The organism is Fulvimarina pelagi HTCC2506 (assembly GCF_000153705.1).
GTDB classification, from domain to species: Bacteria; Pseudomonadota; Alphaproteobacteria; order Rhizobiales; family Rhizobiaceae; genus Fulvimarina; species Fulvimarina pelagi.
The window spans coordinates 2,001,099-2,015,312 of the sequence record NZ_DS022272.1; the positions used below are offsets into that span (position 1 = coordinate 2,001,099).

General features: G+C 62.6%; 18 protein-coding genes and 1 tRNA gene. 11 read left to right on the plus strand and 8 right to left on the minus strand.

Annotation, left to right across the window (positions count from 1 at the left end):
• Positions 1-43: 43 nt before the first annotated feature.
• The 6 genes from dapF (at position 44) to argC (ending at position 5,406) form a co-directional block, all read left to right on the plus strand.
• A complete protein-coding gene (gene dapF, locus FP2506_RS09285; protein WP_040489656.1) occupies positions 44-928 on the plus strand; it encodes a diaminopimelate epimerase in 885 nt (294 codons plus the stop codon).
• On the plus strand, positions 928-2,202 hold the full coding sequence (gene mtaB / locus FP2506_RS09290) for a tRNA (N(6)-L-threonylcarbamoyladenosine(37)-C(2))-methylthiotransferase MtaB (RefSeq protein ID WP_007067202.1): 1,275 nt from the start codon (positions 928-930) through the stop codon (positions 2,200-2,202). Before dapF ends, mtaB begins: the two co-directional genes overlap by 1 nt.
• A 60-nt stretch (positions 2,203-2,262) precedes the next feature.
• Complete coding sequence (locus tag FP2506_RS09295) at positions 2,263-2,571, plus strand: hypothetical protein (RefSeq protein ID WP_007067203.1); 309 nt, start codon at positions 2,263-2,265, stop codon at positions 2,569-2,571.
• The gene (gene ftsY, locus FP2506_RS19500; protein WP_081448307.1) at positions 2,562-4,070 is read left to right on the plus strand and encodes a signal recognition particle-docking protein FtsY; all 1,509 of its coding nucleotides are present in this window, start codon (positions 2,562-2,564) and stop codon (positions 4,068-4,070) included. Before FP2506_RS09295 ends, ftsY begins: the two co-directional genes overlap by 10 nt.
• Positions 4,071-4,215: 145 nt before the next feature.
• Positions 4,216-4,292, plus strand: a tRNA-Pro gene (locus FP2506_RS09305).
• Between the two features lie 61 nt (positions 4,293-4,353).
• Positions 4,354-5,406 carry an N-acetyl-gamma-glutamyl-phosphate reductase gene (gene argC / locus FP2506_RS09310; protein WP_007067206.1) on the plus strand — a complete coding sequence of 351 codons (1,053 nt, stop codon included), beginning with the start codon at positions 4,354-4,356 and terminating at the stop codon, positions 5,404-5,406.
• A gap of 76 nt (positions 5,407-5,482) precedes the next feature.
• Here the strand turns inward: argC and FP2506_RS09315 are convergent, their stop codons facing one another.
• Together FP2506_RS09315 and FP2506_RS09320 are read right to left on the minus strand one after the other, a co-directional pair.
• On the minus strand, positions 5,483-6,247 hold the full coding sequence (locus FP2506_RS09315; RefSeq protein ID WP_007067207.1) for a dienelactone hydrolase family protein: 765 nt from the start codon (positions 6,245-6,247) through the stop codon (positions 5,483-5,485).
• 133 nt (positions 6,248-6,380) lie between these two features.
• Positions 6,381-7,472, minus strand: coding sequence for a COX15/CtaA family protein (locus tag FP2506_RS09320; RefSeq protein ID WP_007067208.1), 1,092 nt, complete (start codon positions 7,470-7,472; stop codon positions 6,381-6,383).
• Between the two features lie 215 nt (positions 7,473-7,687).
• Between FP2506_RS09320 and FP2506_RS09325 the strand changes: the two genes are divergently transcribed.
• Positions 7,688-7,903, plus strand: a complete 216-nt coding sequence (locus FP2506_RS09325) for a DUF2842 domain-containing protein (RefSeq protein ID WP_007067209.1) — start codon at positions 7,688-7,690, stop codon at positions 7,901-7,903.
• Between the two features lie 3 nt (positions 7,904-7,906).
• Here the strand turns inward: FP2506_RS09325 and FP2506_RS09330 are convergent, their stop codons facing one another.
• From FP2506_RS09330 to FP2506_RS09355, 6 genes are all read right to left on the minus strand, one after another.
• A complete protein-coding gene (locus tag FP2506_RS09330; RefSeq protein ID WP_007067210.1) occupies positions 7,907-8,392 on the minus strand; it encodes a TspO/MBR family protein in 486 nt (161 codons plus the stop codon).
• Between the two features lie 109 nt (positions 8,393-8,501).
• Complete coding sequence (locus FP2506_RS09335; RefSeq protein WP_007067212.1) at positions 8,502-8,765, minus strand: hypothetical protein; 264 nt, start codon at positions 8,763-8,765, stop codon at positions 8,502-8,504.
• A 49-nt stretch (positions 8,766-8,814) separates the two neighbouring features.
• Complete coding sequence (locus FP2506_RS09340) at positions 8,815-9,510, minus strand: TIGR02117 family protein (protein ID WP_007067213.1); 696 nt, start codon at positions 9,508-9,510, stop codon at positions 8,815-8,817.
• Between the two features lie 68 nt (positions 9,511-9,578).
• Positions 9,579-9,785, minus strand: coding sequence for a DUF1737 domain-containing protein (locus FP2506_RS09345; RefSeq protein ID WP_007067214.1), 207 nt, complete (start codon positions 9,783-9,785; stop codon positions 9,579-9,581).
• Positions 9,782-10,675, minus strand: coding sequence for an HpcH/HpaI aldolase/citrate lyase family protein (locus FP2506_RS09350; RefSeq protein ID WP_007067215.1), 894 nt, complete (start codon positions 10,673-10,675; stop codon positions 9,782-9,784). The genes FP2506_RS09345 and FP2506_RS09350 overlap by 4 nt, the downstream gene beginning before the upstream one ends.
• Before the next feature lie 42 nt (positions 10,676-10,717).
• Positions 10,718-11,719: a DUF3179 domain-containing protein gene (locus FP2506_RS09355; protein ID WP_007067216.1), complete on the minus strand. Its 1,002-nt coding sequence runs from the start codon at positions 11,717-11,719 to the stop codon at positions 10,718-10,720.
• A gap of 101 nt (positions 11,720-11,820) precedes the next feature.
• On the opposite strand from FP2506_RS09355, the gene FP2506_RS09360 reads away from it, so the two are divergent.
• The 4 genes from FP2506_RS09360 to FP2506_RS09375 all read left to right on the plus strand — a co-directional run bounded on the left by FP2506_RS09360 (position 11,821) and on the right by FP2506_RS09375 (position 14,114).
• On the plus strand, positions 11,821-12,441 hold the full coding sequence (locus tag FP2506_RS09360) for a hypothetical protein (protein ID WP_050765060.1): 621 nt from the start codon (positions 11,821-11,823) through the stop codon (positions 12,439-12,441).
• 113 nt (positions 12,442-12,554) lie between these two features.
• Positions 12,555-12,905 (plus strand): ribbon-helix-helix domain-containing protein, encoded by a 351-nt coding sequence (locus tag FP2506_RS09365; protein ID WP_007067219.1) that lies wholly within the window; start codon positions 12,555-12,557, stop codon positions 12,903-12,905.
• 200 nt (positions 12,906-13,105) lie between these two features.
• Entirely contained in the window at positions 13,106-13,501 is a 396-nt protein-coding gene (locus tag FP2506_RS09370) for a VOC family protein (RefSeq protein WP_040489062.1), read from the plus strand.
• 76 nt (positions 13,502-13,577) lie between these two features.
• Positions 13,578-14,114, plus strand: coding sequence for a hypothetical protein (locus FP2506_RS09375; RefSeq protein WP_007067221.1), 537 nt, complete (start codon positions 13,578-13,580; stop codon positions 14,112-14,114).
• Positions 14,115-14,214 lie beyond the last annotated feature (100 nt).

Below are 14,214 nucleotides of genomic sequence, written 5' to 3' on the forward strand. Positions count from 1 at the left end.
CCATATAGCGGCCATGAGCGGAGAGACCGACCCAGACGCCAGGATGAGTGTGCCTTTCGCGAGGATGAACGGCCTTGGCAACGAGATCGTCGTCGCCGATCTGCGCGGGTCGAAGACGCGTATCTCGCCCCAGGCCGCGCGCGCGCTGGCCGGCCATGAAGCGACGCGTTTCGACCAGATCATGGCGATCCACGACCCGCGCCTCGACGGTACGGACGCGCTCATCCGCATCATCAATCGCGACGGTTCGGAGGCCGAGGCCTGCGGAAACGGTACGCGCTGCGTGGTCCAGGCCCTCGGCAGCGAGAACGGTCAGCGAGACTTCACCTTCGAGACGCGCGCAGGCATCATTATCGCGCATGAAGCCGATGATGGCATGATCACCGTCGACATGGGCCGGCCCCGCTTCGGCTGGGAAGACATCCCCCTCGCCGAGGAGTTCCGCGATACCCGCGCGATCGAACTGCAGATCGGCCCGATCGATGCGCCGGTCCTCCATTCGCCCTCGGTCGCCTCCATGGGCAATCCGCACGCCATATTCTGGGTGAAGAACGACGTCTGGAGCTATGATCTGGAGCGGTTCGGCCCAGTTCTCGAACACCATCCGATCTTTCCCGAACGCGCTAACATTTCCATCGCCCAGGTCACCGCGTCCGATTCCCTCACCCTGCGCACCTGGGAGCGCGGCGTCGGACTGACGCTCGCCTGCGGCTCGGCCGCCTGCGCCGCCGCCGTCTCCGCCGCGCGCACCGGGCGAACGGACCGCGCCGTGACCGTCACCGTGCCCGGCGGCGACCTCCTCATCCACTGGCGTGAGGACGACAAGGTGATGATGACCGGCCCCGCGACTTGGATGTGGTCCGGCCGGCTCGACCCCGCGACCGGCGATTTCGTGCGCGACGCCCAAGAGGAAGCGGAGCCCGCCTGATGGGTGTCGACGTCGTCTCCTTCGGCTGCCGCCTTAACACCTACGAGGCGGAGGTGATGAAGCGCGAGGCCAGCGCCGCCGGCCTCGGCGCTGGCGAACGCCCGGCCATCGTCTTCAATACCTGCGCGGTCACCGCCGAGGCCGTGCGTCAGGCCCGCCAGCAGATCCGCAAGGCTCGGCGCGAGAACCCGGACGCGCGCATCGTAGTCACCGGCTGCGCGGCCCAGACGGAGCCGGCGCGATTCGCCGAAATGATCGAGGTCGACGCGGTCATCGGCAACGACGAGAAGCTGAAGGCCGAAAGCTACGCTGCCCTCCCCGATTTCGGCGTCGCAGCGGAAGAAAAGGTCAAGGTCAACGACATCATGAGCGTGACCGAGACCGCCGGCCACATGGTCGATGCGATCGAGGGCCGCGCACGGGCGATCGTCCAGATCCAGAACGGCTGCGACCACCGCTGCACCTTCTGCATCATCCCCTATGGCCGGGGCAATTCGCGTTCCGTGCCCATGGGCGCCGTGGTCGAACAGGTGAAGCGGCTGGTCGCTTCGGGCTACAACGAGGTCGTTCTTTCCGGAGTCGACATGACGAGCTGGGGGGCGGACCTTCCCGGCGCGCCGAAGCTCGGCAAGCTGATCCAGTCGATCCTGAAGAACGTTCCCGACCTGCCGCGCCTCCGCCTGTCGTCGATCGACAGCGTGGAGGCCGACGAGGCGCTGATCGAGGCGATTGCCTCCGATCCCCGCGTCATGCCGCATCTGCATCTTTCGCTCCAGGCCGGGGACGACATGATTTTGAAGCGCATGAAGCGCCGGCATCTGAGGGCTGATTCCATCGCATTCTGCACCGAGATGCGTCGGAAGCGCCCCGACATCGTTTTCGGGGCTGATCTCATCGCCGGCTTCCCGACCGAGACCGAAGCGATGTTCGAGAACACGCTGAAGCTCGTCGAGGAATGCGGACTCACCTTCCTGCACGTCTTCCCGTTCAGCCCCCGCGAAGGCACGCCAGCCGCGCGCATGCCGCAGCTTGAGAAAAGCGTGATCAAGAATCGAGCGGCGCGGCTTCGCGCTGCCGGTGAGAACGCGTTCGCACGGCATCTCACGCGACAAATCGGCACGCAGCGCTCGATCCTTGTCGAGCGCGAAGGTGTCGGCCGGGCCGAGGACTTTACCCTTTGCAGGGTCGCGGACGGGCTTCCCGGATCACTGGTCGCTACTAAGATCATCGGTGCAAGCGGTGGAATGCTCGATACTGCGCCGCTTGCGTTTTGACGGCAGGTCGCCAAGTTCTGGCGCATCCGACGCCGATCGTTGAAAGGATGACGACACGCCATGGCCGAGAAGAAGGGCTTCTTCAAACGCATCTTTTCGTTCGGTTCCGCGAGCGAAGAAGAACGGACGCCTGAGAATGGCCAGATGCCGCGTCCCAACGATACCGAGGTCGGCCGGGACAGCGCGCCCGATCCAGACTTGCGGCCTGTAGCAGCTGCTCATGTCGGTGCCGACGCGGAGGCGGGAGCGGAAAACTCTGATAATGGCGGCATCACGCCGCTCAAGGAAATGGAACGTCAGAGCGAGGAAAGTTCGGCCACGGGCGGCTCTGCTCAAAAAAAAACGGCTCAGAGGAGCCGCTGGAACTAGGCGAACCGACTGAAGACGAAGAAAGCAGCGACTTCAGCTTTCTCGACAGCGACGAAACGCCGGCCGAACGCGAGGCCGACGCGCAAAGCCAAAGCGAAGAGTTCGGCTTTCTCGACGAGCCGGTCGACCCCGCTGCAGATCGTGATCCGGAAGGCGGTGAAGAAGCATCCGCCGACTGGTTGACCGATGCGCCGGAGGAAACGCCGCGCGCCGAGGAGACGCCACCGGTTTCGACGGACGAGACGGGTTCTCCCGCCCCGGTAAAGAGCGCCGGGCATCCGACCTCCGTGCCGGAGGCCGGCGAGCATCATCCGCAACCCGTCGAGAGCCCCGACGAACCCGAATTCCTGCGCAGCGACGCGGTGGAGGACGATCAGGCTGACGACAGCGACTTCTCCTGGCTCGACAGCGACCTTCCGCCGGACGAGGACGAAGATGCTCCACGCTCGAGCGCTGTCGCCCGCGACCGGCCGCTTCCAGAAGTTTCCGACGATGCTGGGTTCCGGTTGCGCGAAGAAGCGCGCCGTGAAGACCAGAGCGTGGCAGCGGCCCCGAAACTCCCGTGGCTGCAACGCCTGCGCGAGGCTCTCGGCCGATCCTCTTCGAACCTCACCGGTTCGATCACTTCGATCTTCACCAAACGCCGACTCGACGACGATGTCCTCCAGGATTTCGAGGACGTTCTGATCCAGGCCGATCTCGGTGTCGAGACCGCGATGCGCATCACCGACCGGCTTTCGGAGGGCCGCTACGGCAAGGAGATCTCAGGCAGCGAGGTGAAGCGCGTGCTCGCCGAAGAGATCGAAAAGACCCTCGATCCCGTGGCCCAGCCGCTGGAGCTCGATCTCGACAAGGTGCCCCACGTCATCCTCGTCGTCGGCGTCAACGGCACCGGCAAGACGACGACCATCGGCAAGCTCGCCGCCAAGCTGACGCGCGCGGGGATTTCCGTAACGCTCGCCGCCGGCGACACGTTTCGCGCTGCGGCCGTCGAACAGCTGAAGATCTGGGGCGAGCGCACCAATTCCGAGGTCGTCGCGCGCCAGATCGGGGCGGACGCCGCGGGGCTCGCCTTCGATGCCTACGACGTCGCGGTCAAGAACAAGTCGGACGTCCTCATCATCGACACGGCCGGCCGCCTCCAGAACAAGGCCGAGCTGATGGCCGAGCTCGAAAAGATCATCCGCGTTCTCCAGAAACGCGATCCCGACTCGCCGCACACCGTGCTACAGACGCTGGACGCGACGACCGGCCAGAACGCCATGAACCAGGTCGACATCTTCCGGAACGTCGCAGGCGTCAACGGCCTCGTCATGACAAAGCTCGACGGCACCGCGCGCGGCGGTATCCTCGTCGCGATCGGCTCCAAGCACAAACTGCCGGTCTATTTCGTCGGCGTAGGGGAAGGCATCGACGATCTCGAGCCCTTCAAGGCGAAGGATTTCGCCAACGCAATCGCAGGCATCGAAGCCGAACGACAGGGCGCAGCGGCTAGCTGAGAACAGCGAAGAAGCATGATTTGCGGCACGTCGCGAAAGGCTTCGGAAAGCCCTCACGTTTCGAGGCGAAATGCGCTTGCGGCACCGGGGGCGAGCGGTTATATGGGCGCTCATCCGGCCGCCTCGTGCGCATGGTCGGAGATGTCGGAGTGTAGCGCAGCCTGGTAGCGCACCTCGTTCGGGACGAGGGGGTCGCAGGTTCAAATCCTGCCACTCCGACCATCGTGCGGCCATCGGCTCCCTTCCGGTCGCGGAACCATCCCAAGAAATCGGTCGGAAAGCCATGGAAAAGATCAAGGTCGGAGTTCTCGGCGCGAGCGGATATACGGGTGCGGATCTCATCCGCCTCGCTTTGCGCCATCCGACGATCGAGCTCACCGTGCTCACGGCGAACGCCCATGCCGGCAAACCGGTGAAGGACGTCTTCCGCCATTTCTCGCATGTCGACCTTCCGGACCTAATTTCGATCGACGACGCCGACTGGGCCGCGGTCGACGCCGTCTTCTGCGGCCTGCCGCACGGCACCACCCAGGCGATTACCAAGCAGATCTTCGAGACCCATCCGAAGGTGAAGATCATCGACATGTCGGCCGATTTCCGGCTGCGCGATCCAGCCGCCTACAAGGAATGGTATGGGCTCGATCATATTGCGGCGGAGATCCAGCCGGAGGCCGCCTACGGCCTCACCGAACTCTACCGCGACGAGATCGAGGCAGCGCGGCTGATCGCCTGCCCGGGGTGTTATCCGACTGCGGTCCTCCTTTCGCTCGTCCCCCTCGCCATTAAGGATCTGATCGACGCGACGGACCTCGTTATCGACGCCAAATCCGGCGTCTCGGGTGCCGGCCGTGGGCTGAAGGAAAATACACTCTTCTGCGAAGCCGGCGAAGGCATCTCGCCCTATGCCGTCGGCAAGCACCGGCACATGGCCGAGATCGAGCAGGAGATCGGCAAGGCCGCCAATCTCGAAGGACTGCGCGTCAATTTCACGCCCCATCTCATCCCCATGAGCCGAGGCGAGCTGACCACCAGCTATGTGCGCATGAAGAACGGCGCGAGCGCGTCGGACCTGAAGGACGCGCTGATAGACGCTTATTCCGGCGAGCCCTTCGTCACCATCCTCGATGGCGAGACCCTGCCGCAGACTCAGATGGTGCGCGGCTCGAACTATGTGGCGATGAACGTCATCCCCGACCGTATTCCGGGCCGCGCCATTGTCATCTCGACGCTGGACAATCTGGTCAAAGGCTCAGCCGGCCAAGCGCTGCAGAACTTCAACCTCGCCTACGGCATGGACGAGACGCTCGGCCTGGAACAGCTGCCGCTGTTTCCCTGATTACGCGCGATCTTGCAAAAGGAGCGCCCTATCGAGGGCTTCGACGCAGCGCTCCCGAGCATATCGGCAGCAAGCTTTATCCCAAGTTCTCGCTCAGGAAGTCTTGGAACACGCTCCAGGATTTCTGGTCCGCGCGCTCCTGATACCGGTCCGAACCCATCACGGTGAAGGCGTGCGGGGCGCCGGAATAGACGTGGAGGCCGTAGGTGATGCCCTGCTCTTCGAGCGTTTGCACGAGATCGTAGGCCTCAGACGGCGGGGTCGAGGTGTCCGCGCCGCCCTGCAGGATGAGGATCGGAGCCGTATCGTCCGGATAGCTCTGCCCCTCCGGCGTCGTCAGGCCGCCGTGGAAGGCTGCCCAGCCGGCGATGTTGTCGGCCTTGCCCGAGCGCGCCGCCTCCATGACCGCAGCTCCCCCGAAGCAATATCCCATTACGACGGTGTTATCGGCCTTGGAGTTTTCGCGAGCCGCAGCGAGGCCGGCCATGATGCGCGTACGCATCGCGTCCCGATCGTCGTAGAGTGCGCCCGTTGCTTCGCGGCGAAGCTCGACAGTTTCGGGCCGATTGCCCGCGCCAAACAGATCGACGGCGAAGGCGTCGTAGCCCATCTCGGCCAGCATGTCGGCGCGCTGGCGTTCGTAGTCGGTAAGGCCGTCCCAGTCGTGGATGATGAGGACCATGCCGGCCGCGCCGCCCTCGCCCGAGGCCGGGGCGTAATAGCCCTCGTAATCGGCGCCGTCGGCCTGATAGGTCACGGCTTCGCCCGCGAATGCGCTGCCGGCAATAAGCGCGATCGACACGGATACGGCAGTCGTCAGAAGCTGTCTGCGGATCGTCATTGAAGTCTCCTCCGGCACGTTCAGTGCGTTTCGCGGCCAGCGTAACGCATGTGACAGGAGGGCAAAGCGCCAGACCGCACCAGGCTGGTCAAGCCGACTTCAAAGCTTCGTGCATCTGGGTGCCGTAAGCGGGTCAAGCGGTGGCGGTGACCCGTCTCGGATACTCGCCCTTTAGCCCCCGCGCGTGAATGATAGCGACAGCGAGAACAACGACCCCGCCGAACTGGTGAAGCAACGCCCAGGAGATCGGTACGACGAGAAGCAGGGTTACGATCCCGATGATCACCTGAACGACGACGGTTCCGAAGAGCAGCCAAGCCGTCCGCGAATGATGCGTGCCGGGCGCCATCATCTGCGCGGCGATTGCGTGAATTAACGTCAAGACGAATATCAGGTAGGCGGTCATCCGGTGCACGAACTGGATCGTCAGGTGATCTTCGAAAAGGCTGAGCCACGCTGGCTGAAGACCGAACAGATTGGCCGGGATGAAGGCTCCGTCTATTAGCGGCCAGGTGTTGTAGATGAGGCCTGCATTGAGGCCAGCGACGATGCCACCGAGATAGATCTGCAGGACGACCAGCGCGACGAGCCCTAGACTGACGGGCAGCGAACCGCGCGTAGGCGGCGGTGAGGCGTCGCGGCGCTTGAGACCTTCCGCAACCCACAGCGAAGCCGCCAGGATCAGAGACGCGATGGTAAGATGAGTTGCGAGGCGATACTGGCTGACATCGGTCCGGTCAACGAGGCCGGAGGCGACCATCCACCAGCCGATACCGCCCTGGATTGCACCGAGCGCCAGAATTCCGGAAAGACGCGGCTTGAGGAATGGCTCAAGACGGCCCGTGGCCCAGAAGAAGACAAGCGGGATCGCGAAGACGAGGCCGATGCCTCTTGCGAGCAGCCGGTGCGCCCATTCCCACCAGAAGATCGTCTTGAACTCGGACAGGCTCATGCCGCGGTTCAGTTCCTGATACTGGGGAATGCGCTTGTAGAGCGAGAATTCCGCTTCCCATTCCGCGGCCGAAAGCGGAGGGACAACGCCGTGGATGGGCTTCCATTCAGTGATGGAAAGGCCCGACTCGGTCAGCCGTGTTGCGCCGCCGACGGTGACAATGGCGAAAACGAAGGCGACTACGACGAGAAGCCAGAGACGCACCCAGAAGCGATTGCGCTCGGCCGAAGGTATGGCCGTTGTTTCGGCCCGATCGAATGTGGCGGTGCTCATGGGCCGTCGTTTGCCTCCGATTATGGGCGGAAACAAGCCGCCTCAGCGTCGCAGCGTCTCAAGACCGAGCAATCGAGCATGGTACAAGCTGGCGGATGCGATAGGCCGCAGCGCCAGCGGCTGGTAATCGAGGTCCAACGTTGCCATTAAGAGCCGGGAGGGCAGCCCGGATTTACGCGCGGTGTCGGGCTCTACCCAGACCGAAAAGGAGCGACATGCCGGTTCGCCTGAAGAAGTTCATCGGAACGATCATCATCATTTTTCTGGTCACCGTTTACGCGCTGATTGCGACGACCGTCGCCGTCGCTTTCTTCGCGGAATCGAGCGGCTGGGTGCACCTTGCCTACTTCTTGCTTACTGGCTTCCTCTGGGTCATTCCAGCGATGTTCGTAATAAAGTGGATGGAGACGCCACCGCGCGAGAGCCGGTAAGGGTCACACCGCTTTCCCAGGGAAGGCTTGCGGGTTCCGCTGCCAGACCGAATAGTTGAGGCAAGCCGCGGCCGTAACCCACGCAAGGTAGGGAACGAGCAGCAGGCCGGCCCACAGATCTATCGGCAGGAAGGCGAAGATGTTCGCGGCGACGAGGAACCAGAGCAAGACGACATCGGCGAATGCCAAATCGGCACGCTTCATTCCGAAGAAGATTGCCGACCACGCGGCATTTGCCAGCAGTTGTGCCGCGTAGATCGCGAATGGCACTGCAACCAAACCGGCTTCTTCGTAAACTCTCCATCCTGCGATTGCGATGAAGAGATAGAGGACCGTCCAAACGGTCGGGAATGCCCAGTCCGGCGGCGTCCAAGAAGGCTTGTTAAGGGTATCGTACCACGGGCCCGGCTTGAAGACCGCGCCGCTCATCGCGACGACGAACACGATCGCCAGAAAAACCAGAAATGTCAGCACAGAACCCGTGAGCATATAACACTCTCATCTGAAGGTCGCGGTCATCCCGCGAGACTCAATCTGTTATGATGTTACGGTCAGCGACACAATGGAGCGGATGGGCGCACGTGTGCCGCTACAGCCATCAAGTGCGACTGACGAACTTGCTGAACTGCGAATTGTCACCGGAATCATCTACGAGAAGCGCAAGATTCTGTTCTTCGAAGATCTCGAAGAAGCGCTCCCATGAGATCGGCTCCAACCCATCGTTGTCCTGACCGTGATCGAATCGTAAGAGGCCTGAACCACCATCTCCCTTCGTGTCCGAGACGACCGACGGCCTGCCTTTGTTTTCAGCAGCCCAGGCCTTGATCGCATCGTGGTCGGTCAACTGTTTGTTGCTGGCCATCTCGGTCCTCCGAATCTTGTTTTACCCGGAGAAAGACGCTCGGGAAGGCTTACCTGTTCCCTTCCGGCCGACCATCGTCAGCATGCAAATCGAGCGAAGCGTCGAGCAAAAGCGGAAGCGGCGTCCAGAACCCGGTCGTGATGCCCGCACGCCTCAACATGTCGCCGGTCCATGTATTGCATCCGAAAAGTGCCTGGAAAGAGCCTTTTGCAGGATAGAAGCGATCGAAGGCGCCGTAGCCCGCAACAGCGAGCGGGGTCGGTGCGGTGCTGTCCCCGGTTCGAAAGCTCTGGAGGATGGCGTCGAGCATGTCTCGGTAGCGGGCGTCGCTAATCGGAACCGCGCGCACGAAGGGCGCCTCCGGATCGATCGCGCCGGTGAGGCCGACGCGCAGGACGGAACGATCGCCGAGAATCGACCGGATCACCGGCATGAATTCGAGATCGCTCCAGGTCGGGGTGTTCACGTAGAACGTCTCGCCGCCCCAACCGATCATGATCCATTCGGCATCGGGGCGGGAAATTGGCAGCCCCGCGGATTCGATGAAGTCGAAAGCCTCACGGGTCATGGGATCGAGCGGCAGGGCGATGTCCGTGTGGATCGCGTTGGACAGGACAAGGACAGCGCGGGTGTGTGGCGCGTTGTGCGGCCCGGGCGCTCCGCCTCTCGGCACGAGGACCCCGAGTGCCAGGCCAAGTGCGACGAGAGCGAGGAGTGCGGCCAGCCCACTGAAACTTCGCTTCACGATTGGACCCGGCCGTCTCACGTCGTGTGCCGGTGCATGGGTCCGCAAAGGGTCGGTCCGGCGCGCACCTATTGCTCGCCGAGCTTCATCTCGGGATCGTAGGTCTTGCCCTCGACCGTCTTCGTCACCGCCTGTCCGCAGCGCATCGTCCCGCTCGCCTGATCGAAGGCATAGGTCGGCGAGCCGTGAAGCTCCCAGCCCTTCGAAAGCGCGAGAGAGACCTTGTGGCAGAATGCGGAATCGTCGGGCCCGCTCAGGAACCGATAGAGCTTCATGGCGATGGATCCTTGGAATGCCGCCGCGCCTCGATCGCGTCGCGCAGCTTTAGTATGCGATCGGCTTCGGCGAGGTGCAGCCGGTCGATGGTGCGGCCGTCCAGCGTCGCGACGCCGGCTTCGATGTCCGGCGACGTCGAAAACGCGTCGACCATTTTCTTGGCCCATTCGATCGCGGCGCGCGGTGGCGAAAAGCGCTCGTTGGCCTCGCCGACCTGCTGGGGATGGATCGTCAGCTTGCCGTCAAAACCGAGACGCTGGCCGCTGCCACATTCGCGCGAAAAACCTTCAGCGTCGTGCACATCCGGGAAGATGCTGTCGATTGCGCTCAGGCCGCGGGATTTGGCAGCGAGAACGATGGTCGCCAGCCAGGGCGTCAGTTCGGTGCGGTCCCGGTCGGGCCTCATGCCGGAAGCAATCTTGAGCGTTCCGATCCCAACGACCAGGGCGGCGAGCCGGCCTGAGCTTTCGCCGGCGATAGCGGTGGCGTTGGCGACGCCGGTCGGCGTCTCGACCATCGCCCAGAGCTTCAGTCCTTCGGGCGCATCGGTCTCGTGAAGTGCGGTGACAATCTGGCGGACCACACTGGGCTCCTCGACCCGAGGGAGGAGGATCGCGTCGACCCCCGCGCCCCGAGCCGCAAGAAAATCCTCCGTGCCCCAGATGGTGTCGAGGCCATTGATGCGGACGATCCGCTCGCCAGCGAAAGTCGAGGTCGCAAGGTGGGCACGCAATTTCTCGCGCGCGTCCGGCTTGTCGGCGGGCGCAACGGTTTCCGAGAGATCGTAGACGATACCGTCGGCCTCGACGCGGTCGGACGCTTCCAGCGCGCGGGCGTTGCTCGCAGGGACGAGGAGTAGCGATCGGCGGGGCGGAACGGTTGTCGGCATGGACGCTGTTTCGCGCGCCAGAATGCGCTTGGCAACCGCCGATTACTCGATCTTGAGCTCGGGATAGAATGCGTGAGCCACGAACGCGAAGGTGACCTCGTGGAGGGCGGGTTGGCCAGAAGCGTCTAGGACTTGGACATTGCCGACGTCTCGGCCCTCAGCGATCCGCTCGGCGTCGAGGGCCGAGGCCTGCCCGGCGCTCCAGTCGAGCCGGTATCCGGCGCGCTCGAGCGAAACGGCCTCGCGGAGCTCATTCATCGGTATGGCAGCCATCGGCTCGCCGGCTTCGTTGCGGACGAGGACGACGCGCTCCATCGCGCCAATTCCGTCTGGCATGTCGCCGTCGTAGAGGAAGGGACGCGGCGCGCTGTCGTAACGAGTATAGGGGTTGCGACCGTAGTCACGCAGCATCGTCTCTGGCGGCCGGAGCACTTGAGCATCCGGATTGCGCTCTTTGAAACCCTGCCAAGCGACCAAGCCCGTCGGGATCATCGCGAGCGTGCGTCCGGCCAGATCTCCAACCAAGGCGCGACCGGTGAACTGCTGCCACCAGGTCTCGGTCTGACGGTCGTACATGACGAGATCCGATCTTCTGAGCTTGCCGGTCGTGCCGAACTCCAGGACTCTTTGATCGAGGCGGCGATCGAAGACGATCGCTGAATTGCAGAGGGGACAATAAGTGACCGCGACCGGCACGTCCGCGATGCGGTCATTGACGATCTCATGGAACATCAGGATGCGCACCGGATAAGCGCGGGTTTCGCTTCCGATCGTCACCGGGATGACGGGCTCGCTCGCTTCAAGGTCGGTCTCTTGCGAAACGGGTATGAAGCGAGGTTCGTCGATCGAGGGGATGCCATCCTTCGGGGGGCCGCCGTCACGGACTTCCGACAGATCGATTTCCGACCGAGAAAAATCGGTCGTCCAGCCTTCGCGCTGAAATTGCTCGACACGGACAGAGGAAGCCTCCTGCGCAAGCCCTGCGGGGGCGCAGAGCATGGTGGCGAGAAGGCACATCAGGAAGAAAGGAACGTGGCGGAACACGGCGGCCTCCTTTTTATTCGTCGGCTCCGATCAATTCTTCGTCCAAGATCTTCCGCGCGTTACCTGCGCTGGAAAGCAAAGCTCGAACCGGAACCGCCGATATGTCGATCTTCTCATGGATCAGCGCGAACAGCAGCGTTCTCAGTGTCTTCATCAACGCTGCGATGCTGTGCGTTTGGGTGGTCTATCTTCAGCTGCTTCTCAACAGCTATCTCCGGCAGCGACGCTCCTCCATCCTGATCACACGGGGCGCCGGGACCGGCCTCAAGGCGCGCTGCCTCATCACGAATATGAGCCAGGAGCCGGTCTACGTGACGAGCCTCATCGCCGAACTCCAAACCGATCAGGACAAAAGCGAGATCCAGCTCACCGACATGCGCGAACTGTCGGAAGACCTCGGCATGGATCCGCGCTCTGCTATGCGTCAGGGCAGTCTGGAGCGAGGGCGGTATCTCGACATCGGCCATTTCGATGCGTTGATCGAGCAACTGGCGAACGATGCGCCGAACATCGAGCGCAAAACAGATATCAAGGCTGTCGAGATGACCGTGGTAGCCCTCTACGGTCCGGAAGAGTTGCCGGTCGGAGCGAAACGCAGGTTCACTGTCGATTGGCAGGCAGACGAGAACACGCGGATCACGCCCAACACAGTCGTCACGCAACAGATCCACAAGAACAGCGAGCGCCGCCGCCTGATGCAAGAACTGGAGCGGTTCCTATAAGTCGGCGCAGCGCAGGACACCAATTCCGTTGGCGCGATTATTCACGCACGAACCTTGCCAGCCTACCTTGAAACGGTTCTAATAAAATCCTGTTTCGGAAGAGGCTTCGCGTCATGTGCCAGATGTTTGCAGGGATCGCGCCGGAGGAAATCGAAGGCGAAACGCGCTCGGTGAGGCTGAGCGGACATTCCACTTCGATCCGACTGGAAGCCGCCTTTTGGCGCACGCTCGAACACCTTGCCGAGAGTCAGGACATGTCGCTGGCGAAGTTTCTGACGAAGCTGCATGACGAGGTTCTGGATCTGCGTGGCGAAGTAAGGAACTTCGCCTCTCACCTGCGCTGCGCCTGCCTCGTCCATCTGGAGCATCAGGGCGCGCAGGCGGCCAAGGCTTGGAATTGCGAAACGGGCAAGCGGACGATCCGTTCGATGAGTGAGAGCCAGCATTTGCCGCTGGCGAGCTGACTTAAACCGAGCCGCCTGCGACAAGTCGGGCGCGACGTAACACCATCCTACTACCTTTGCCGTTCTGCGATCGCCTAAGCTGCTCGAAACGACTTCGCGGGCGGGGACCGGTGCGCCCTCAACAACCTCTTGTCCCCAAGCGAAAGGACCACCCGGATACAAGCGGGTCCTATTGAAAAGACGACAGACGAGGAAACAGCTTGGCGAAAATGATCCATACGATGATCCGCGTTCTCGACGAGGCGCGGTCTGTCGAATTCTACGAAAAGGCCTTTGGACTGAAGGTCGCGGACCGCTTTCCGTTCGACGGGTTCACCCTCGTCTACCTTTCGAACGACGATGCGACGCACGAACTCGAACTGACGATCAACGGCGACCAAAGCGAGCCTTACGACCTTGGAAATGGCTACGGCCACATCGCCTTCTCGGTCGAGGATGTGAAGGCGGAACGCGAGCGCATGGTCGCCGCCGGCCTGTCGCCGAAAGACGTCAAGGAAATTGCTTACAACGGGGCACTGCTCGGCCGGTTCTTCTTCATCGAGGATCCGGACGGCTACAAGATCGAGGTTTTGGAGCGGGCTGGCCGTTTCCAGTAGCTTCACACATACGGTGCCTGCCGGTCTCGGGAGGACCGGGAGGCGCTTCTTTCCATCGCCATCGGGAGGAAACGATATGGCGCTCAGAGACGATACCCTGGTTCAGAACCGCCGCGGCTTTCTGAAGTCCGGCGCGGGCTTGCTGGCCATGACGATCATGCCCTCCGGCCTCATCGTCGGCAATGCCTGGGCACAGATGCCGCAGTCGACGGACCCCGACACCTTCAAGACACTCGTCCAGATGTCGCGCGACTGCTATCCGCACGCCCAGATCGAGGACAAGTACTACGCAAACGCCGTCAATATCCTGGACGAGGCGGCCCGATCCTCCGAGGAAGAACTTGCCTTCCTCGAAGACAACTGCGCCAAACTCGATAAGGCGGCGATGGACGCGCATGGGGTGCGCTATTCCGAAATTCCCTCGGACGACGATCGCACGGCGCTTCTGAAGCTCATCGAGACCGATCCGTTCTTTCAGAAGGTGCGCGGCAACCTGGTCGTCGGACTCTACAACCAGAAAGAGCTCTGGCCCGTCTTCGGCTACGAGGGTGCATCGGCAGACAAGGGCGGTTACATGGACCGCGGTTTCAACGACATCGACTGGATTTCCTGAGGCGCCAGAGCGCCCGCTCCCGGCACGGTCCGGAGTCCGTTCGATGAAACTTCACGCATGAAGAAGCGGTCCGCAGCAAGTCTCGAGGAGGAGACGCGGA